The organism is Candidatus Cloacimonadota bacterium, from assembly GCA_021734245.1.
GTDB lineage: Bacteria > Cloacimonadota > Cloacimonadia > Cloacimonadales > TCS61 > B137-G9.
This window is the reverse complement of record JAIPJH010000054.1, coordinates 1-21,152: the sequence shown is the minus strand read 5'-3', so window position 1 is coordinate 21,152 and position 21,152 is coordinate 1. Positions and strand designations below refer to the sequence as shown.

The window sequence follows — 21,152 nt, the reverse complement described above, 5'->3', positions numbered from 1 at the left end:
GCTTCCAGTACTTTATGCATGGCACTACCCATAAGGCTCCAGATCAGATCAGATGCTTCGCGAGTCAACTTATCCTGATGCCGTCTTTCCAATACAAAGAGCTTGGAGGGTTTGATCAGATCGGTTACAGAGCAGAAGTGCTTTGCACCGGCTCCGGAGTACCAGTTTTGTTGGATCGCTCTTACAATTGGCTTAGGGATATCGTTATAATTGGTAATTTCCATCAGGCTGCCTCCAGTTCTTTGATCTCGTTTTCTATGGCTGGAAAACCATTCAGACGGGACGACATTATGCGTTTATAGATGGTAGCTTTTGTAGCATCACTAACCTTGCTATTTTGAGCAAGACAATGCAGGCTGTACAGCAGTTCGAATTGTTTTTCGAAATAGACCCTAAGTCCGGGAGCTGTGCTTTTATCATTAATCTTGGCTTCGTAATTGCTTTTCTTCTTAGCTGAGATGATCTCTAACTCTGCCAGTTTTGCCAGTTTCTGAGGCAGTGTTAATGCTTTGAATTCTGCTGTATCATCCTTTGGCGATCCAGTTTTTTTCGGGGATGTTTTCTCTTCAATTCTACCATCAGATAATAGCTTAGGCTCGATCCACCAGCCTGATAGTTCCCTGCTGTGATAGTAATGCACTTTGCCTTTTGCCGTGGCTGGTTTCTGGGGCAAAATATCCACATAGCTGTCGGGCTGTTTGTACAGATAACGGCCGATACCAAACTTGACAGCAGCTCGCTTCAAAGCATCCGAGAAGGCGCCTTTGAGAGCCTCGATATTGGTGAAAGGGGCGGCGTCCTCTTTGCTAATGATACGATCTTCCAGCTGCAGAGATAATTTACAGGTAACACCGGTTTCTAAAACTTCGTACTCATCGCTCCAGTTGGCACAGCCGATAACTTCGTCCAGACGATCCATCACTGCACGGGAAGTGATGTAAGGCAATATCAGCGCCCTGCGGCTGTCCTTGCTCACGCGCACCACCCGGTATTCGATATCTTCTGCCGGAAAGCGCGCTTTCAACTTCTGTTCGATCTCCTTGATCGTGTTCATGTTTCCTCCTTAAATAAAAAAGCCGCTCCTGAATTGGAGCGGCTTGGTTTTTCGTTCTTGCTAATTTCTTACTACACAGCCTTCTCGTAGATGTCTGCGATCAATTCTTCATGGTCAAACTCGTCTCCCAGCTTATAGCTAAAGACGCAGCTGGAGTTGAGATTTTGAAAGTTCGCTTTAGACATGTGTAAATCCCTATTTAAATATTTCTTTCCTTCATTATATATATTACGTATTTGGGGCGAAAACGCAGTAAAAGTTTACTTTTTGAAACTTATAGTACTGGTTCCCATAAATTGACAAACTTGATGACAACATTTTTTTACAATACCGTCAATACCTACTGATAATAGTCATTAATATGATTATTAAGCAGAGAACTGACAGAGGAACTTGTTTCAGGAGAATGGCGTAAAAATAACTTAAGTTTATCGTAACAATTCTTACTATGTCAAACCACTTTCCCATTAATTAAGTTCCTAACTATTTTATTTCCAGTAAGTTGATGCATTATTATCAGTTCCTGCTGATTGACATTCTTCGTGACAGTTTACAGCTATAGTGTTTAAGGGGAGAATATCAAAATCTATTTCCGTTTGATCTTTTTTTTCTGCATTGATTGGTTGATCAATTCTTTCAATTAACGCTGATCCGTTACGTATTCCATTCTTAACAATTTTCTTATCATAAAGCGGTTGAGCGATTTTCTTTAACGTTTCGTATTTGATGCCGAGTATCTTAGCTGCCTCAGTAAGCGTAAATGGTTGTCCGAAATTATCTATAAAAATGAGAAATTTCTCTTTGCAGGAAATACCCTGAATTTCCCACGGAGGCTTACAATTTAGATTTTCAATTATTGGAAGGCAACTCTTCTGAACAGTGATTTGGGGCAGATCGTTTATATCTTTTGCTTTGTCTAGAATGATCTCGGTGGATGCCTTAGTTTCTTCTACGATATGAGTTATCTCATATCGTTCTGAATTCAACTTTTCTCTATCAGCTTCAGTTATCATTAACGGTGATTGATATTCCCGTCGTTTTGCGTTGCAGATGTATCTATTCTTTAAGTACACTTTCGCAAAACTAAGGTCATTAAAATCATATCGAATTGTTACATTCTCTCCAACATGATTCACTAATTCTTTACTCCAATACAATTTCTTATCAAACTGGATTCCTTGCCGACCTACAACTCGATTTGCTACCGAAAGCATTAGATAATCGAGCTCATCTTTTGTAATAGTGAGATTAGGCTTCTGGCTAATAAATATCTCTCTTGGAGTTTTTCCAGCTAAAGCTTGATGCGGCTGTTTGGCATAATATTTCTGGAAATAATTATTCATCATCTGAATTGCTTCTTCCATCGTCAAAGCATCAGTACCATAATGCTTTCGCATCCATGGTTCACTCCGCTTATACTGGACGGGTTTGTCTTGGACAGATGACCCTATGAAACTGTCCATACGTCTTTCAAAATCATCACTAAAAGTTCTAAAGAACCTTTCCACCGGCTTCGCTTTGGCATTATATGGTTCTGCAAAAATGACTTTACAGCCTAAGCGATCATAAAGACCACCAAGTTCGGATTCAAGGTTTTTGTCTTTAAAGTATTTAGCACCAAATGCCTTACCATTATCCAGATAAATATATTTAGGAGCGCTGCCAAGATTTAAGATTGCCATCCGTAGAGCAGAAGATATATTGGCGGTGTCCTCATTAGGCGCAATGGATGCTCCAACAATGTACCGGCTCTTCATATCCTCGAAAACAATCAGAAGCATCCTTTTGGGTTTACCAGTGAATGGATCGGTAATATTAAAATTCAGTCTATGGCCATCTGCAACCAGCAAATCACCGACTTTAAGCTTATCCCAGTCTCTAAGAATAGATTTCACTCTCTTATTTTTGAGTGATTCTTCACCATATCTTGCCAGGTGATATACATTAGGATATTGTTGAATAAAATCGCACGCTGCTCTGCGTAATGTAGACTCACTGGAAGGACTTTCTATTTTCCCTTCTCTCGCTAGATGTTTGATGTATTTTATCGCTGAACCGATTTTAATTTTGTTAGGTCCAAAAAGCTGCTTATTGAGCCAACATCGTTCATTCGCTGATATCTTTCGCTTAAGTTCACTGTTAGAACAATATTGGGGAATAAGGGCCATAAAATCATTTCCAGATTTTTCATATTTTGAAACTAACCTCTGTAACTGCCTGACTGAAATAGTTTTTTTTTCTGTTATTTGGCGTAATTCTTGAAATCCTTCACCCAATTGGTATTCTTGTTGAGCTAGTTCGAATATTTCACCTATAGGAAGAACACCTTCTTTCTTCTTTTCCAGAATCCAGTTGCACAATTGGGCTCGTTGTTGACCAATCCGAATATATCGATCTGGTATTTCTTTCTCAAAATCTTTAATTTGCTTTGATTTTGAAATCTTCGAAAGTTCCTCTGGTTCCCTGTTTGAATTTTTGTCTTTCCATTTCTCAATTTCAGACTCAGGAATTTTTACAAGCATCGTCTTACGGCCACCAGGAGATTCGAAAATCTTAGACTGTAATCGCCCATCATAAGCGGCTTTTCGGATTCCTCTGGATGAAATTCCACGGATTTCAGCTGCTTCTTTTGTGGATTTCCAAATCATTTTTTCTTCATTCATGTGGATATTTATTCGACGAGTTCCTGAAAGTTCATGACAAACTTGGTGACGATTTATACTGGTATTATTTTTCATGGTTATCCTCCATCATAACGTCGTTGATCGCTTGATGCTGAATTTCTGACGTGGAAGCTACTCGTGTCTTCTCGATCATTTCTAATACGTCTTTTCGTTTGAAAAGGACCCTTTTACCCATACGAAACTTGGGCAATATGTTCCTGCAACTGATTTGATAAGCGGTACTTAGAGGGATACCAGCAATTTTAGCCATTGCTTCCATATTGACGAATTCCTGCTGCCCACATTCTAGTTGTTTCTTGATTTCGTCCATCTGAATTTGGATGTTTTCTAACCGTTGAGAGATACTCACAAGCATCCCTTTTACTGTGCTTTCACACATTCTTCCTCCTATAAATTGGAGGATCGATCCTCAATACCCACCGAATTAAGATTTTCCGGTTTTGGTAATTACAGGAACCAATATATAATTTTATAAATCTTTGTGTTCCAATCCTATAATTAAATCTATTTTGGATTTTAATTGATGCTGTTAATTTTATTTTCAACACGTTTTGAATATAAAAGATAATACTACAAAAAGATGTTATAACTTATATTTGATCCAATATAAAGTGATTTGAGTAAATGAATTATCAGGCAATTATGAATAAAATACCTCAAGATAAAACTATTATGATATTTACTATATGTAATGCAGAATATTATAAATTAATAGTTTTAAACAGGAATTTAATAAAAGTTTGTGATTCTATTTTTTTAAATCTTCTACCTTTCTTATCCAACCTTCTATATCTTCAATATCTGAGTTTTCAAAAAACCAATTGATTTTATTATAATTATTGTATATTGGGTCAGGATAATCAGGGTCATTTTTAAGATCATTATATCTTGGGTGATATCTCAGTTTTTCAGTAATAGCCATGTGAGTGGTTTTATATTTTAAATGTAATTTCCTACACGCTTGTACAAGAGTACAGGGATCTTTATCAAGTTCATTAGAAGTCATTTCTTTATAAAGTTTTATTAGATCATCTTTTTCGAATAAAGCTGGCAATTTATTCGTAAATCGAGTTTGCTTTATAGATTCTAAAAGGCCAATAAAATTAACAATTACCGTGTAATCTAATACTTTTTGATTTATTTCTGAACCTGGAATTACGGAATTATCTTTAATTTCTACATTTGCTTTACTGATTTTTTTATCATTTATGAGAGTATCAATTAGATTCTTTATCGATTCCGGTAATTCACCATATGCAATATGTTCAAGTATTGGATAATTATATATTTTTTCGATTCTTCTCATAATTTTAGATAGTTCAACATAATTAAGCTCAGGTTGATTCGGATAATTATTCTGTCTCAAACCAATAATTTTATCATCATTTTCTTTACTATTTAGAATTTTTATAATTTCTGAATCGCTTTTACCTTTTTGTTTCAAAACAAAAGCTTCTATAGCATTAAAAGTAGAATTACCATGTATAAACTTATCTGGATCGTATTCTGGGGAATTACAAAATATTGTATTGCTCATTAAATCGTAAAAAAACAAATAATGCAATGCTATTATTTTTAAAGCAATTTCAAATATCTCTCTTTCATTAACTTCCGTTTCTATTTCAATCCAATTAGAGATAAAATTTTTCATTTCTTCAACTATACTTTTTTTCTGATCTACAACACTATCTACTGTTTTAGCATCAGGAAATCTTAATACCAAAACAAACATCGGAAAATTTAAAAACTTTTTATTATTCTCTTGTTTATCAAAACTACAAAAAACTTGATAAGCTATAACTGCTTTATGTTTGTGCCCAGTAAAGTTATCACTTTTTAGTCTAAAATATAACTGCTTTAATAATTCTTCAGAACAGTTATATTTTTTAGGCTTTTGATTACATTTATTACAAAAGTGTTCTATGAAATCTGTATATCGTTGAAAACATTTATAACAACTTGTGTCATTCGTTGACAAATCTCGTCCATCTTGAAATTCTTTACAATGTGAACAATGCACATCAATATTTTCGATTAGCGAATGAAACCAATAATCGCAAGGTAATTCTGGTCGATTAGAGAATGCCGTTAATCTAACTTCAAATTGAGGAAAAACATCAAGAAATCTAGAAGTCCAAATATCTATTTTCCTTTTCTTATATTTTAGTTTGATAATAATTCTTTTATCTGTGTTTTCAAGAAATTCGAAAACTTTTGTATTACCATCTATATTACTAATGCTTTTCATATATTACTCACCAATGTTATTTTGTAGTCTTTAAAAAAAGTGTACACTTTTTGGTCACCCAGCGATATTTTGGGCTTTTTTAAGATTTCATAAATCCTTTTATAATAAGACTTTATGGCTTATCATGGCGGAGAGTCAGGGATTCGAACCCTGGGTAGGCGTAAACCCACAACGGTTTTCGAGACCGCCCCGTTCAACCACTCCGGCAACTCTCCTGTTTAATAAAAACAACAAACTTTTGCTGTTACTTTTTGTAACAGATTATAGATTAAAAGAAAAAGCTCCCAGTTTTTCGGGAGCTTTTCAATATGTTAGAATCGGATTATGGATGTACTTTTACAACTCTGAATCCGATTTCTACATTTAGATTTGCTTTCTTCTTACTTCTGTTGGTATTCCTCAAATAATAATCTGCATATTCCCAGCTTCCGCCGCGAATTACAACTTGCTGACTATTGCCAACTGTTCCATCGGGTCCAATTGGATCGTTGAGTTCTGCAGGATCATATTCATCATAGATGTCATTACACCATTCCCACACATTTCCGCTCATGTCGTAAATACCTAAACCGTTAGCAGCTTTTTCTGCTACATTATGAACATCGTCGTTTGCATTGCCATAATACCAGGCAACGTCATCGATATTATCGCTGCCACTATATAGGAAAGCATCAGCTCCTCGATTTGTAGCTGCAAATTCCCACTCAGCTTCGGTAGGAAGACGATATCCCACACCTGCGTAAGGTGTTCTAGTAATGGAAGAAGTTCCTTCATAAAGAGTAGTATCACCATTGATCTCACTGAGCCAATTACAATAAGCAACCGCACCAAAGAATGTAACACCATTTACTGGAAGTTGTTCCATTCCCGGTTCAACTTGATACATTCTAGTTCCTACATTGAAATCGATAAAAGTTTCATCTTCCAATAAAATATTTGCTTCATCAAAAGCATCGTCGGCAAATACAATTCCGTCGAAACTATAAGGTCCGGCACTTCCATTAGGATCAGCAACTTTTCCCATTCCCAATGCCCAGTTCAAAACTTCACAATACTGAGTATTGGTAACTTCAGTTTCAGAAATTTCATACATATTAGTCAGAGTAATATTTCTTTCTGGCATTTCATCAGGATCTCCAGAATCACTTCCCATAGAGAATGAGCCAGGATCAACTGTAACAAGTGTTGGCGCATTCTGCAGCTCAAATTCATAAGTATCTACAGTAGCGACATCAGAATATTCGCTGAATCCGCGGACATATTCAGTTTTCACTCTATAATTATAGGAAGCACCATAATCCAATCCGAAATCAACAAATGATGTTTCTTCAGCATCGATCACGCCAATTTCTTCCCAGGTGCCATTCAAGCTTCTTTCGATAATAAAGTTTTCAAATTCATCATCTGCAGAAGCATTCCAACTCATATCAGCTTTATTAGGAGTTGCAGGATTATTCATTCCATCAGTTCCTGCAATAGTAAGATTTGTGGGAATACCATCAATTACTGTAAATTCCCAGGTGTCACTCCATTCAGTTCTATCACTTTTAGCTTTCCAGTAATATGTTTCAGCCAGGATCAATGTTTCATCTTCTTCATCATCCAGAGTATATTTATTATCCGTAACCACTTTGTTGCACCACAATGTATCAGCAAAATTCTGATCCAATGATACAACTACTCTATAATAATCTGAACCACTAACAGCTGGCCATTTTAATTGAGGAAGAAGTTCTACTCTGTCAAAACCATTGGCAGGTTGCTGTAGTTCTAATGTTCCACTAGATGATAAAGTTGTAAAACTCCAGGTTTCACTCCACTGAAGAGTGTCTCTTTGAACCCGCCAGTAATACATAGTTTCAGGATCTAAATCAGTCAATGATTCAGGAACGAATTCGATCAAATCATCATCGTCATTATATTCAATAATTGAAGCAGTTTCACACATTATATCTTCAGGATCCAGACTATTCCCTTCAAAATAAATATAGGAATCTACAATTGGATATGTAAATGAATCTTCATCATCCACCTGAATAACGTACTGTGTATCTCCACCACCAAAAAGTTGCCATTTGAATTTTGTGATCATTCCGATATTGGTTTCTTCATTTTCAGGAGAATCCAAAAGAACTCCGATATTGGTGAAGAAACTCAGAGTATCTCCCCAAGTTGCAGAGACATCACTATCTAAGCGCCAGTAATACACATTATTGGCTTCCAATATTCCCGACTCGGTATACATAACATCTGTAACATCATCTTCCAGTAGAACATTGGCAAACAAACTATCTGAGGCTACCTGAATAGTATATTGTGAAGCATTAGCTAATTCGCTCCACTCAAATTCAACGGGAAGCTCGATTTCAGTTTCTTCATCCATTGGAGAAGCTCCATCCATACTTACACCACGAGTAGTGTAGAATTTCCAAACATTGCTCCATACACCAGGAGTAATATCGGAAGTGACTCGCCAGTAATAAAGATCGTCAGCATCAAAGTTTGAAGTATGAACATATTCCAGTTGATCTGTTGTGAATTCAATGACATCTGAACCGGAATTGAAATTAATATCTTTAGAAATTTGAATTGTATAATTATTAGTTCCATCCAGTTCCTGCCATTTTATAGTAGGTCGGAGTGCTACATAGGAACCATTTCCAGGAGATTCTAATAGAACAATATTATTTGTTCTGAAATACCAAATCTCACTCCAATCTTTGTTGTCAGCTTTTACACGCCAATAGTAATCTGTAAAGTTCTCCAGTTCATCAGGAACTTCATAAGTTGTGAAGTTGCCACTAGCTGGTGGAATGATCTCATTGTACACCATACCAGCACCTTCTGTAAACAAAGTATCTGTACAAAGCTGGAATTTAAATTCTTCTACCGGAGCATTGGTATACCATTTGAAAACCGGTGTCATATCGCTAAGGTCATCTTCTTCATGATCTGGAATTAACCAATTGTTCTGAGGAGAAACAAGTTGTGTATTTGGACCAGTTCCACTTCTGAAAAAGAGCATAAATTCATCCGCATCATAAAGATTGTTTCCCAGAGAATCTTCTTCAACAGTGGGATCTACAGCCCACAAAGTATCTGCAGAGGTATCTTCATGGAACCAAAGAGCGCCAGTATCAGCATTATAAAAATAATCATAATAGTATGTTGCCAAGCCATCTTCGTCTTCAGTCCAGAGTTGATTATCGATTAGATGAATACTTCCGATCATTTCATCAGCAGAATCATATGTCTCGCCATCCATTGTAATAGCATGCTTTTCTACTGTTAAAAAGACTTCTTCTACCAGATAGGGATAACCAATTAATTCACGATTGTTGTTATAGAAACCTTGTCGAGGAGCTTTAGTAGCTACAGCTGCTGTATCAGGATCGATAGCCCATAGATCCCAATTATCGATCAACTGCACATCTACATTGTCCAAATCAACTATTTCAATTACTTCGGTATTCTTTTTATCTTCGCATCCTACAAAAAGGAGCATACTTAAAACCAGAATTACAATTACGTTTGTTAATATTAGTTTTCTCATGTCATCCTCCCTTACTCAGCTTCTATCTCGGCCAGCAGATCGAGCAGCAAGGTATTTACCTGCTCCCACTCCATATAGGATAATGGAATACCAAATATGTAGCAATTACTACTATTTGTAACTCGTTTAATACCGACAGGTTTTGTAATTAATTCTTCATATTCATAGGTCGAAGGTTGACCGCTGTTATCACCCGGTTCAATACTCATGAAACGATACATCACTGTTACATCACTAGCCAGATAATCTTCATTGAAATAAGAGACTGGGCCAAGTGCATGATAAGGATTGAAAATTTCAATGTTCACTTGCGGATTGAAGGAAGGATAAACCAGATCCAACTGCTGGTTATAGCCATTGGCAGTTTCCGGAATACCTCCAATGCAGAAAGGAACTGTTGTGTAACTGGATTGTTGACCGTTGCTTTCTACATCTTCAATTGCATCTTCATCCAATTCAATTCCAAAATAATTTTGAAGTAATGGAATAGATTCTAAGACAAACTTCGAAACATGTTTAGTTGCCAAACTCTGACCAGCACTGATGATCATGTTTCCACCATTTCTTAAATACAAATTCAGAACATCATATTCAGCTGATAAATTATTTCCTTCAATAGGATTATCAGTATGATATATTACTGTTTCAAAATTTTGAAGATCTGTAGGTGAAAAAACATCTTTTCCCCAGTGTAAAACACTATTCCAAGTTCCATTATCAATAAGTTCTTGTCTGTCATAACTTTCGATTGTTCCAGTATAACCATTTAAAAAATATTCTCCTGAATAAAGAACATCAAGTGAATCATCAGGTGATCCATTATTATTCGGAGAATCATCGATCACTAATACACCTTCTTTACCATCAGCATAAATGGCATCGTATAAAGTAAAAACAAAAGTAGCAGGTGTAGCATCCACAACGTCTTGAAGGTCAACTGCTCTTACTTCTAAAATATGAGTTCCAACTCCAAGACCAGTTAATACTGTTTCTTGTGCAATATCGTTAGATGCAGGAACTCTTAACCATTCTTTTCCAGTATCATCGTCCAGATAATTGTATTGTGAAGCAGGCAGTGGTGCATAATAATAAGGTTCGCCATCCAAACGAATGTCATAATATTTAATTTCGGAATAATAATTATTTCCGGTTATTTCGTCTTTTACAATACTAAGAGTTTTTGCTCCAGGACTATTTCCGGCAAATTCACCCTCATATCCCCAATGCATATAAACTCTCATATCATTACTATGGACTGCGGTGAAATTTCCATCTCTGTTAATAAAAAATGGCGTGGAATAATGCGTCCCGTCAGAAGTAGTAACACTTGGAATTAATTGTCCCAATGAGGCATCAATATAAGTTACAAAATGGTTTGCACCCAGAGCAAAAATATCATTTCCACTTGGAGCACCGTCTTGTTGTTCACCACTGTAAACTATTGTATTAGGATAAAATCCTTCTTTTACAGCAAAACCGATTTCTGTAGGTGCCGAAACAATACCTGCCATATCAATAGCTTTAGCTACAATGAAGGTAGAATCTTGAGGAGCACCACCCAGGAAGTTATTAATTTTGAGAGCTGCTCGTGTTCCATCGAAATCATCCAGTGTAATCAGATATTCACTAACATTATTTTCATATTCTGTTGTCCACCACTGATCTGCAGGAAATCCGCCCTCAGCTTCTGGTATAACCACACCATTAAGATCTCTTCTTTCCAGCTTAAATTCAAAGTGATCAGGATCGTTATCCACAAAAGGATCGTCGTCCAGAATATTGAAACTGAGAACCATTCCAGTTCCAACCACCTGTTCGTTGATGTCTCCACGATTCGATCCAACAGTACAAGCTGGAATTTCCGATGAAGCTTTGAAATAACGTCTTGCAGGCTCAGATTCTTCTTTGCTGTTATCGATACATTTAACTTCGAAAACACTAATTACCTGAGAACTGTCTCCGTTCACATTCGCCGGGAAATTAATTACTGCATAAACTTGATCTGACCAAATTGATTTCTGATCAGAAATTTCCAATGGAATGGCTTCATCTGCTCCATCCATATAATGGTAAACCCAACCTTCATTATCTACTACTGAATAGCCGGGTACACCAACAGGATTTCCAGCGGCATCGGTTAAAGGTTGTAAATTTTCATCGACCACTCTGAAAGCGTATTTTTCTACTGTTCCATCAACATCATGAGCTTCCCAATAGATCTTCTGTTGATACAGTATCGCTTCATTTGCTTGAGCAGCATTTAAGGAATCGAGACCTTCATAAGATGTAATCTCAATTTCGGGCACCATGTTTACATTTGGATCTCCTTTTCTACCACAAGCAGTGAATGCAAATACGATAACTAAAAGAGCAATCATAAGAATCATTGCATTTCTAATTTTAGACATCAAATCCTCCCATATTCTATTAAACTATTAATACTTTCTCTCCGAGATAGCTTTTTAGTATTGCTACCAATTTCCGTCAATAAAATTATCATTTTATCTTATTTTTATATGATTTTAATACATTTTCCAATAACATCGCTGTCGTAACAGTTCCCACTCCGCCAGGAACAGGAGTTATCATCAAAGTTTTCTCAAAACAATCTTCATAATCTACATCACCAACATACTTATAACCTTTAACTGGATCTTTCACCTGATTCACACCGACATCAATTATAATGCTATCTTTCTTGATCATATTCTTTTTTACGAACTCTGCTTTTCCTATTGCTGCGATCAAAATATCAGCATTTTTTGTTATCTCCTGCAAATTTTTTGTTTTACTATGACAAACAGTAACCGTAGCATTTCCAGTTGAATTTTTTCTTAGCATTAAATTTGCTAAGGGTTTTCCTACAATTTCGCTTCGACCAATAATTACAACTTCTTTTCCGGTAGTTTGAATTTCGTAATATTTAAGAATTTGCAAAACAGCCGCTGGTGTGGAAGGTATAAACCCATCCTGATCCAAAATCATCTTGCCCAGATTTACCGGATGAAAAGCATCCATATCTTTAGTTGGATCGATAGCTGAATTGATGATATTTTCATCTATATGCTTTGGAAGTGGTTTCTGGATCATTATTCCATGAACATTCTGATCGGAATTTAGCGACTCAAGTTCGGAAAGTAATTCAGATTGTTTTATTGAATCGTTAAATTTTTTAGTAGTAACTTCGATCCCAGTTTTACTGCCCTTTTTCTCTAAATTGCTCACGTAAAATTCGGCAGCTGGGTCTGTTCCAATAATTAATATTACGAGTTTTGGTTTTATTTCAATTTTTTCTAATTGTTTTTTTATCTCATTGTAAATATGTTTTGCTACAGGTTTTCCTTTCAGAATTTTAGTCATTTAATTTCCTACGTATTCTTTGGATTAACAGTGCTTTTCCATTCACATCAGAAATTTCGATAATTACCGCATTGATCTGTAAACCAGATTTTGCCACATCAAATCTTCTGGGAACACCTGTAAGAATTTTTTGCAGGATAATATCTTTATCTGTACCAATAATAGAATCATGAGGGCCTGTCATTCCAACATCGGTGATGTAAGCAGTTCCGTGTGGTAGAATTTCTTCGTCGGCAGTTTGAATGTGCGTGTGAGTTCCCACCAGAGCACTGATCTTACCATCCAGATAAAATCCCAAAGCACGTTTTTCTGCAGTAGCCTCTGCGTGATAATCGACTAAGATATTTGGAGTTTTCTCTCGTATCCTTGGCATAATTTCGCAAATTTTTTCGAATGGAAAACCAGCAGCTCCCATAAAAGCCTGACCAACTAATGTTATAATGGCCAGTTTACTTTTTCCAACATCCAAGATTGCATGATCGAAGCCTGGAGAACAATGTGGAAAATTTAGAGGTTTTATTATTCTGGTTTCATTCTTAATATATTCCAAAGAGGTCTTTTGATCCCAGAGATGATTACCGCTGGTAAGCGCAGCAACTCCAGCTTCGAAAACTTCTGCACAGGTTTTTTCGGTAACACCTCTTCCCTGAGCCAGGTTTTCACCATTTGCAATTACAACATCTGCATCAAATTCTTCTATCATTCCAGGAAGATATTGCTTAACTATCTTCCGTCCTGGTTTTCCGAAAACGTCTCCGAAAAAAAGAATTCTCATTATTTAGCAACCGCAGTTTGCCTGGTTTCTCTTATCACCATTACTTTTATCTGTCCGGGATATTGCATTTCAGCTTCAATTTTATCTGCGATATCAGACGCGATATAAGCTGTTTTCTTGTCATCAATAGAAACTGGGTCGACAATTATTCTAAGCTCACGTCCTGCCTGAATTGCAAAAGATTTGTTCACGCCATCGATAGAATTCGCAATTTCTTCCATCTTACTTAAACGTTTCATATAAGTTTCCAACATCTCTCTTCTAGCTCCAGGGCGTGCTCCTGAAATAGCATCAGAGATTTGAGTAAGAACGGCATAAACACTCTGATATTCAACTTCTTCGTGATGAGCTTCAATTGCGTTTATTATAATCTTACTCTCGCCGTTTTTACGAGCTACGTTTGCGCCAAGTTTGGCATGAGAGCCATCAAATTCATGATCGATAGCTTTTCCAAGATCGTGCAGAAAACCAGCTCTGCGAGCCAGTTCCTGATCCAATCCTAACTCCGAAGCCATAATTCCACAAAGCCAAGCCGCCTCAATGGAATGCTGCAGAATATTTTGCCCATAACTGGTTCTGTATTTCAATCTTCCGATCATTTTAACAATATTTGAAGAAATGTTATGAATATTTGTTTCCATGCAGGCTTTCTCTCCAATCTTAACTAAAGTTTCATCCATTTCCTTAGCAGTTTTTTCGATCACCTGTTCAATTCTACCAGGATGAATTCTTCCATCGGAGATCAATTTTTCCAGGGAAAGTCTGGCGATCTCTCTACGAACAGGATCAAATCCGGAAAGTACAACAGCCTCGGGTGTATCATCAATGATAAGATCAATTCCTGAAGCTTTTTCAAAAGCTCTTATATTTCTACCTTCCCGACCAATAATTCTACCTTTCATTTCATCATCTGGAAGTGAAACCACGGAAACAGTAGATTCTGAAACATAATCGACAGACATTCTTTGAATTGCTGTAGAAAGAATGCTGGCAGCAAGTTTATTGGCTTCTGCTTTAGTTTGTTCTGCTATCTTACGAATTTCTTTAGCTGCTTCGTTTCTAGCTTTATTTTTTAGGTTGTTTTTTAGAATTTGAACAGCTTCTTCACGTGAAAGTTTCGCAATTTCAGTTAGTTTTTGATTCTGCTTTTCGATAAGTTCATCCAATTCAATTTTCTTCTGTTTAATTTCAACTTCCTGAATTTTTATCTTTTTCTCAAAATCCTGAAGATTGTTTTCTTTGCGATCCAGATTTTCTAATCTTTTATCCAATTTAGCTACGCGCTCATTATATTCCTTTTCCAATGAATAAATTTCTTTTTTTCTATTGTTTATCTCGTCTTCGTAGCCTTTTTGGATTTTGAACCACTCTTCTTTTGCTTGAAGAGTGGCAGCTTTTTTCTGATTTTCTACTTCAACTTTTGCATCATCAATTATCTTCTTTGCCAATTCGGTAGATTTCAAAATATTTTTGTCGGAAACAGATTTTTTGATGAAGCTGATGATAAGCATAAGTAGAATGCCGGTGACGAACGCCGCTCCGGCGTAAATGTATGTATGCATGATTACCTCACTTTAAATTTATATAAACCCGCAGGTACCGTGTATTAATGTTTTCTCGAACCACTATACAATAGTGGATGTCTACCTTATTTGCTTTACATATCCGAATCGTGTCCGGCTTGTGCGCCACAAATGGCTCGACTTCCGAATTTTACTTAGTTCAGAAACAAAATAATATCACGCATACCGCAGGCATTAATATTTTTTATCAATTTATTATCAGGATTAACTATCCTTCATTAATTTAATTTTAAATGCCCGAAAAACACTTATTACACTAATTCTCTATTCTAATCCTAATCCCTCGAGCCGTTTACTTGCCTGCTCGAATTCATCAATCAATTTTTTATATTTTTCTTTTTCAGTAAAGTACTTTTGCGTCATCATCAAGGAATACATCACATAAAGTTTCATCTGATCTACTGTATTGAATCTGTCGTTCAACTTATCCAGCTGTTCTTCAAGGTATTTTGCAGTCTTCTGTAATTGTTCAGGATTATCACTTTTGAAAAAATATTTTTTACCAAGAAGTTCAACTTCAACCGATTTCATATTCTACTTTAAAGATCATTCATCTGATCAAAAATGCTGTCTAACCTGGCAGAAGCTTCTTTCATTTTGTTGTTATAACTTTCCAGCTGTTCTCTCAACTTCTTATTTTCGGAACGCAGAAATTCAATTTCTTCTGTTTGTTTCTTATGATCATTTTCCAATTCCACTAAACGATCACCATTGGCATTTTTGAATTCTTTAAGTTCGGAAAGCTGATTTTCGAGCTCAGCTTTTTCCAGTTTGAGATTGGCAAATTTATTTTTTAGATCGGTATAATTATTGATCAATTTCTGGATTTTTTCATCCAAACTCAAGGATTGTCTTTCTTCCATAATCACCTCATCTCAATACTGAAATCAGTTTCTAACTTCTTAATAATCTTTTGGAGAATCTTATTCACTGTCTCATCCGTCAAGGTTTTTGTGCCGGAACTGAAAACTACACTGAAAGTAAGACTTCTAAAGCCCTCTTTAATATTTTTTCCGGTAAATTCATCGAAAAGTTCTACCTTTGAAATAATTCCCGGATTCACAGCTTTGATCGTTTTAGCAATATCTTCATAATTATATTCTCTGGAAATCACAAAGGAAAGATCACGCAAAACAGGTGGGAATTTTGGAATATCACTATAAACAGGATCGGCAAAATTGCAGGAATTAAGTATTTCAGAAACATCCAAATACATGGAATACATTGGAATTTCTATATCGAATTCTGTTAATATTTTAGGATCGAGTTTTCCAAAACTTCCAACCTTTTTATTTCGCAGATAAACATCTGCACTCATTACCGGCTGATAATAATTTTCCTCAGATTTCTGGAATTTAATTTTATTCAATCCTAAATATTCGAGAATTTCTTCTACACTACCTTTCAAATCGAAAAAATCAACTTGAAGATCTTTTTCTTTCCAGTAATTCAGATTAAAATTACCGGAAGTAACCGCACAGATATTCCATTTTTCGGTAGCTAATTTTTCATCTTTCCGAAAGAAAACTTTCGCCATTTCAAATAGCTTCAGGTTTTTCTGTCCATGATTAATATTATATAAGGAATTAGTAAGAAGATTTGGAAGCAGCATCGACTGCATAATAGAAAATCTGCTACCCAGAGGATTTTTGAGGATTGCATTATTTCTGCGCTGATCATCATCCGCAATCTTCAATTTTTCAAGATCTTCAGGATCGCTGAAATTCCAGTTTTTCACTTCGGAATAACCATTTTGAACCAGAATATCGATGATCTTTCGTTTGGCATAAAATTCATTTCTATTCATCACATTTTGAATGTGAATTTTTGTTTCTACGTTGTTGTATCCGTGCAGACGCATTACTTCTTCTATCAAGTCGACTTCCCGCCGTAAGTCTTTGCGATAAGGTGGAATGGAAAAATAAAGCGCATCATTTTCATCTTTAATAAATTCCAATCCGAGTGGTGTGAGATAATCTTTGATCTGCTGATTGGAAAGCTTTACTGTAAGCAGTAATTCAATTCTGCCGGGTCGAATAGAAACGATCTTCTTTTTCAAAGGATTGGGATAGGAATCCAGTTTGCCTTTTAAAAGTTTTCCGCCGGCAGTTTCCAGAATAAGTTGAGCTGCTCTCCGGCTTACCGTTTCCGCTGTTTCATCTGCAATATCACGTTCAAAGCGATAGCAGGAATCGGTAGAAATCTTCAATCTTCCTGCAGTTTTGCGGATGTTGGAATAGAGAAAATTTGCAGCTTCGATGACGATGTCTTTTGTAGTTTCGGTGATGTGCGAGTTTTCTCCACCGATAATTCCAGCCAGAGCAACCGGTTTTTTATTATCCGCAATCACCAGATCGCTGCTGTCCAGTTTGTAAGTTTCTTCATCCAGAGCCGGAAATTTTTCACCACTCATAGCAGTTCGAACGATGATTTTTTTATTATCCAATAAGCTATAATCGAACGCATGCAGTGGATGACCAAATTCCATCATTACAAAATTTGTTACATCTACAACATTATTTATCGGTCGTAAACCAACGGAGATCAGTCTCTGCTTCAGCCATTCCGGAGATTCTTTGATCGTTACACCTTTTATCATCCTGGCTGTATAGCGAGTACAAAGCCTGGGAGCATCATTTTGCAGAGAAAGGTTATCTTCGATTTTTTCTTCTGTTTCTTTAATCTGGATTTCTGGATGTTTCAACGGTAAATTCAGTAGAGCAGAAAGATCGCGTGCAACTCCAAACATTCCCAGAAGATCGGGTCGGTTTGGTGTAATTTCCACGTCATAACAAACATCATCCATTTTCAGGTAGGAAGCAAGCGTGTTCCCAATTGGAGCATCTTCCGGCAATTCCATAATTCCATCATGATTATCGGAAATTCCCAGTTCTTTTTCGCTGCACAGCATGCCAAAAGAAACTTCTCCGCGCAGCTTGGCTTTTTTTATTTCAAAATCACCGATCTGTGCTCCTACAGGTGCCAGAGCAACTTTCTGCCCGGCAGCACAATTTGGTGCTCCACAGATCACCTGCAAAGTTTCGTTGCCGTCATTCACTTTACAAATAGAGAGATGATCGGAATTGGGATGAGTTTGTTTTTCAACGATTTCGGCAATTTTTATCTGATTTAATTCTTTTCCGAGTTCTTCGACTGCTTCCACTTCGATGCCGGCAAAAGTCATCTTTTCTTCCAGCTCTCTGGGTGAAAGATCGAAATCCAAATAGTCTTTGAGCCAATTATAACTTATTTTCATTTTGCATCCAAATTTAAAATATTAAAACTGCTTCAAAAATCTAATATCATTTTCAAACAGCATTCGCATATCAGGAATTTTGTATTTGAGCATGGCAATTCTATCCATTCCCAAGCCGAAAGCATAACCGGTATATTTTTCGGAATCGATTCCCAGCATATCAAAAACGTTGGGATCGACCATTCCTGCTCCACCCATTTCCAGCCAACCGCTGCCTTTGCAGACGTTGCAGCCTTTGCCATGACATTTTACACAAATAATATCGATTTCGGCACTTGGTTCTGTGAACGGAAAGAAATGCGGACGGAAACGAGATTCGATATCATCACCGAACATCTTTTTCACGAACACATTCAGCATATCGCGCAAATCAACAAAATTGATTCCTTCATCCACTACCAGCGCTTCCACCTGATGGAACATGGGAGAATGCGAGGCATCGTTTTCATTTCGGTAACAACTCCCGGGAGAGATAATTTTGATCGGTGGTTTGTGCTTTTCCATCACGCGAATCTGTACCGTGGAAGTTTGTGTTCGCAAAAGAACGTCATCATCAAGATAGAACGTATCGGAAAGATCTCTGGCAGGATGATCCTGCGGAGTATTCAAAGCATCGAAATTATGGAATTCATCTTCCACATCCGGTCCTTCAGCTACATCAAATCCCAAAGAGATAAAAATATCTTCAATCTCTCGCCAGACTTTTGTAATGGGATGAAGTGATCCTCGCTGAATCCTTCTTCCCGGCATTGTGATATCGATCTTCTGGCTTTGCAGAGTTTTATTATATTCCTGCTGTTTTATCTCCTGTTCTTTTGTTGCCAGGATTTCAGCGATACTCTGCTTTGCTTTATTTACTGTTGCTCCGAAAGCCGGCCGCTCTTCCTTGGGAAGGCTGCCGATTTTCTTCATGAAACCGTTTAAAACACTTTTTTTGCCAACATAACGGGATTTCAGGATCATCAGCTCGTGCAGAGATGATGCCTGAGAAATATCCTGTTCTGCCGATTTTGTAACTTTATTTAATTCTTCTTTCACGACCCTTTCCTTACTTTTGATTTTTGGCTAAATCACAAAGCTTGGTAAAGGCTTCCATGTCGTGGAATGCTAAATGAGCTAATACTTTTCTATCGATTTCAACTTCAGCTTTTTTCAGTCCGTGAATCAGGGTGCTATAAGTAAGATCGTTCATTCTGGCAGCTGCGTTGATACGAATGATCCAAAGTTTTCTGAATTCTCTTTTTTTGGCTTTTCTATCTCTGTAGGCGTATTGCCAACCCTTTTCCACAGCCTGACGGGCAGTACGATAAAGTTTGCTGCGACCACCAACGTAACCTTTGGCTGCTTTTAAATATTTTTTTCTGCGTTTTTTGGCTGCTACATTATTTGTTGTGCGTGGCATAATAATTTCTCCTTAAAATTTTTAGATTCCCATCATTCTTTTCATTCTAGCTTCATCGGAGCTGTGAACAAGACCGGATTTTCTGAGATTACGTTTTCTTTTTGATGATTTCTTGGTAAGAATGTGTCCGGTATAAGCATGAGATCTTTTCAGTTTACCTCTTCCAGTAACTTTAAATCTCTTTGCTACCGCTCTGCGTGTTTTTAATTTAGGCATTTTTCCTCCTGATATCTTCTAAATTATTATTCGTTTTGTTCTTTGGACTGTTTTTCCAGGATTTTATCGATATCCTTTTTGGGAGCAACAACAGTGTAAATTGTTCTACCTTCACTTCTTGGTTCACTTTCTACTTCGATAATATCTTTCAATTCATCAACCAGTTTTTCTAACAGCTTGAATCCCAAATCTTTGTGAGCAAGTTGGCGTCCGCGGAATCTTACTGTGAATTTAACTTTATTGTGTTGAGATAAAAATTTGATCGCATTATTTTTCTTGAAAGTATAATCGTGCTCTTCCGTGTTCGGACCAAATTTAACTTCTTTAGTTTGGACAATATGCTGTTTCTTTCTTGATTCGCGCATTTTTCGTTCTTTCTTGTAATGATAAGTCCCAAAATCCATAATTTTACAAACCGGTGGGTTAGCATTTGGTGAAATTTCCACTAAATCAAGTTCTGTCCTGTTTGCTTTAGCTTGTGCTTCTCCAATAGATACAACACCTAACTGTTCTCCATTTTCATCGATCAACCGTACAGTTTTTGCTGTAATTTCATTATTGATCCTTTCCTTTGGAACCACGGGTTTCATTTTTGCTTTACTTCTACTTCTCCAGCCCAAAAAACCTCCTAATTTTTTTAATAAAAAAAGCGAGCCAAATCTGCTCGCTAATCTATATTTGAAAAGCAAAGTTATGCTTTCCAAAAATACACTAATTCAAACCTTAACAAGTATTCCAATTTAGAAACCGTAAGGTAGAAGCGAGCAGCTTCATTTCTTCTTTTACCACAATTTGTGTTAAATTTATTTGCTGCTTTCCTGAGTCAAGTTTTTTGTAAATTTTATTTAATTAAGAGAGTTACAAAAAAATTAGTTTATTCAATAATGAGTCCCCTCTAAAAAGTATCAAAAAAAAACCTTTTCAATAAATATGAATTTTTTCATATTGAATCCATAAATAAGTGAAAAAAGGTATTGGTAATGTTTCGAAAAAATAGCGACCATAAACAAATGGATATATT

17 protein-coding genes, 1 tRNA gene and 1 other RNA gene are annotated in these 21,152 nt (G+C 36.5%); all 19 read right to left on the bottom strand.

The window, feature by feature from the left end; all coding sequences use genetic code 11:
* Positions 1-224, bottom strand: a 224-nt coding sequence (locus K9N40_09020) for a hypothetical protein (protein MCF7814607.1), incomplete at its 3' end; no start/stop codon positions are given.
* Positions 224-1,054: a hypothetical protein gene (locus tag K9N40_09015; protein MCF7814606.1), complete on the bottom strand. Its 831-nt coding sequence runs from the start codon at positions 1,052-1,054 to the stop codon at positions 224-226. The genes K9N40_09015 and K9N40_09020, both read right to left, overlap by 1 nt.
* A 488-nt stretch (positions 1,055-1,542) precedes the next feature.
* Entirely contained in the window at positions 1,543-3,792 is a 2,250-nt protein-coding gene (locus K9N40_09010; protein ID MCF7814605.1) for a Mu transposase C-terminal domain-containing protein, read from the bottom strand.
* Entirely contained in the window at positions 3,782-4,117 is a 336-nt protein-coding gene (locus tag K9N40_09005; GenBank protein MCF7814604.1) for a helix-turn-helix domain-containing protein, read from the bottom strand. Before K9N40_09005 ends, K9N40_09010 begins: the two co-directional genes overlap by 11 nt.
* A gap of 369 nt (positions 4,118-4,486) precedes the next feature.
* Positions 4,487-5,986, bottom strand: a complete 1,500-nt coding sequence (locus K9N40_09000) for a hypothetical protein (protein MCF7814603.1) — start codon at positions 5,984-5,986, stop codon at positions 4,487-4,489.
* Positions 5,987-6,111: 125 nt separating this feature from the next.
* A tRNA-Ser gene (locus tag K9N40_08995) sits at positions 6,112-6,201 on the bottom strand.
* Positions 6,202-6,308: 107 nt separating this feature from the next.
* Positions 6,309-9,539, bottom strand: coding sequence for an SUMF1/EgtB/PvdO family nonheme iron enzyme (locus K9N40_08990; protein MCF7814602.1), 3,231 nt, complete (start codon positions 9,537-9,539; stop codon positions 6,309-6,311).
* An 11-nt stretch (positions 9,540-9,550) separates the two neighbouring features.
* A complete protein-coding gene (locus K9N40_08985) occupies positions 9,551-11,947 on the bottom strand; it encodes a hypothetical protein (protein ID MCF7814601.1) in 2,397 nt (798 codons plus the stop codon).
* Between the two features lie 88 nt (positions 11,948-12,035).
* Positions 12,036-12,899 (bottom strand): bifunctional 5,10-methylenetetrahydrofolate dehydrogenase/5,10-methenyltetrahydrofolate cyclohydrolase, encoded by an 864-nt coding sequence (locus tag K9N40_08980; GenBank protein ID MCF7814600.1) that lies wholly within the window; start codon positions 12,897-12,899, stop codon positions 12,036-12,038.
* Positions 12,892-13,674, bottom strand: a complete 783-nt coding sequence (locus K9N40_08975) for a TIGR00282 family metallophosphoesterase (GenBank protein MCF7814599.1) — start codon at positions 13,672-13,674, stop codon at positions 12,892-12,894. The genes K9N40_08980 and K9N40_08975 overlap by 8 nt, the downstream gene beginning before the upstream one ends.
* Positions 13,674-15,236 carry a ribonuclease Y gene (gene rny / locus K9N40_08970; protein ID MCF7814598.1) on the bottom strand — a complete coding sequence of 521 codons (1,563 nt, stop codon included), beginning with the start codon at positions 15,234-15,236 and terminating at the stop codon, positions 13,674-13,676. The genes K9N40_08975 and rny overlap by 1 nt, the downstream gene beginning before the upstream one ends.
* A 21-nt stretch (positions 15,237-15,257) precedes the next feature.
* Positions 15,258-15,434: non-coding RNA, 6S RNA (gene ssrS, locus K9N40_08965), on the bottom strand.
* Between the two features lie 87 nt (positions 15,435-15,521).
* The gene (locus K9N40_08960; GenBank protein MCF7814597.1) at positions 15,522-15,788 is read right to left on the bottom strand and encodes a cell division protein ZapA; all 267 of its coding nucleotides are present in this window, start codon (positions 15,786-15,788) and stop codon (positions 15,522-15,524) included.
* An 8-nt stretch (positions 15,789-15,796) separates the two neighbouring features.
* Positions 15,797-16,120 (bottom strand): hypothetical protein, encoded by a 324-nt coding sequence (locus K9N40_08955; GenBank protein MCF7814596.1) that lies wholly within the window; start codon positions 16,118-16,120, stop codon positions 15,797-15,799.
* A 2-nt stretch (positions 16,121-16,122) separates the two neighbouring features.
* Entirely contained in the window at positions 16,123-18,513 is a 2,391-nt protein-coding gene (pheT, locus tag K9N40_08950) for a phenylalanine--tRNA ligase subunit beta (protein ID MCF7814595.1), read from the bottom strand.
* A gap of 21 nt (positions 18,514-18,534) precedes the next feature.
* Positions 18,535-19,551: a phenylalanine--tRNA ligase subunit alpha gene (gene pheS, locus K9N40_08945; GenBank protein MCF7814594.1), complete on the bottom strand. Its 1,017-nt coding sequence runs from the start codon at positions 19,549-19,551 to the stop codon at positions 18,535-18,537.
* A gap of 10 nt (positions 19,552-19,561) precedes the next feature.
* Positions 19,562-19,915: a 50S ribosomal protein L20 gene (gene rplT, locus K9N40_08940; GenBank protein ID MCF7814593.1), complete on the bottom strand. Its 354-nt coding sequence runs from the start codon at positions 19,913-19,915 to the stop codon at positions 19,562-19,564.
* A gap of 21 nt (positions 19,916-19,936) precedes the next feature.
* Positions 19,937-20,131: a 50S ribosomal protein L35 gene (gene rpmI / locus K9N40_08935; protein MCF7814592.1), complete on the bottom strand. Its 195-nt coding sequence runs from the start codon at positions 20,129-20,131 to the stop codon at positions 19,937-19,939.
* Positions 20,132-20,157: 26 nt separating this feature from the next.
* Positions 20,158-20,721: a translation initiation factor IF-3 gene (gene infC / locus K9N40_08930; protein MCF7814591.1), complete on the bottom strand. Its 564-nt coding sequence runs from the start codon at positions 20,719-20,721 to the stop codon at positions 20,158-20,160.
* Positions 20,722-21,152: the final 431 nt, after the last annotated feature.

What these genes read in the sequence shown, in the direction of transcription:
- K9N40_08975 (MCF7814599.1), bottom strand. Translation starts at nt 13,674, where the DNA reads ATGAGAATTCTTTTTTTCGGAGACGTTTTCGGAAAACCAGGACGGAAG.
- rny (MCF7814598.1), bottom strand. Translation starts at nt 15,236, where the DNA reads ATGCATACATACATTTACGCCGGAGCGGCGTTCGTCACCGGCATTCTA.
- rpmI (MCF7814592.1), bottom strand. Translation starts at nt 20,131, where the DNA reads ATGCCTAAATTAAAAACACGCAGAGCGGTAGCAAAGAGATTTAAAGTT.
- K9N40_09010 (MCF7814605.1), bottom strand. Translation starts at nt 3,792, where the DNA reads ATGAAAAATAATACCAGTATAAATCGTCACCAAGTTTGTCATGAACTT.
- K9N40_08960 (MCF7814597.1), bottom strand. Translation starts at nt 15,788, where the DNA reads ATGAAATCGGTTGAAGTTGAACTTCTTGGTAAAAAATATTTTTTCAAA.
- infC (MCF7814591.1), bottom strand. Translation starts at nt 20,721, where the DNA reads ATGAAACCCGTGGTTCCAAAGGAAAGGATCAATAATGAAATTACAGCA.
- K9N40_08985 (MCF7814601.1), bottom strand. Translation starts at nt 11,947, where the DNA reads ATGTCTAAAATTAGAAATGCAATGATTCTTATGATTGCTCTTTTAGTT.
- rplT (MCF7814593.1), bottom strand. Translation starts at nt 19,915, where the DNA reads ATGCCACGCACAACAAATAATGTAGCAGCCAAAAAACGCAGAAAAAAA.
- K9N40_09015 (MCF7814606.1), bottom strand. Translation starts at nt 1,054, where the DNA reads ATGAACACGATCAAGGAGATCGAACAGAAGTTGAAAGCGCGCTTTCCG.
- K9N40_08990 (MCF7814602.1), bottom strand. Translation starts at nt 9,539, where the DNA reads ATGAGAAAACTAATATTAACAAACGTAATTGTAATTCTGGTTTTAAGT.
- K9N40_08980 (MCF7814600.1), bottom strand. Translation starts at nt 12,899, where the DNA reads ATGACTAAAATTCTGAAAGGAAAACCTGTAGCAAAACATATTTACAAT.
- pheT (MCF7814595.1), bottom strand. Translation starts at nt 18,513, where the DNA reads ATGAAAATAAGTTATAATTGGCTCAAAGACTATTTGGATTTCGATCTT.
- K9N40_09000 (MCF7814603.1), bottom strand. Translation starts at nt 5,986, where the DNA reads ATGAAAAGCATTAGTAATATAGATGGTAATACAAAAGTTTTCGAATTT.
- K9N40_09005 (MCF7814604.1), bottom strand. Translation starts at nt 4,117, where the DNA reads ATGTGTGAAAGCACAGTAAAAGGGATGCTTGTGAGTATCTCTCAACGG.
- K9N40_08955 (MCF7814596.1), bottom strand. Translation starts at nt 16,120, where the DNA reads ATGGAAGAAAGACAATCCTTGAGTTTGGATGAAAAAATCCAGAAATTG.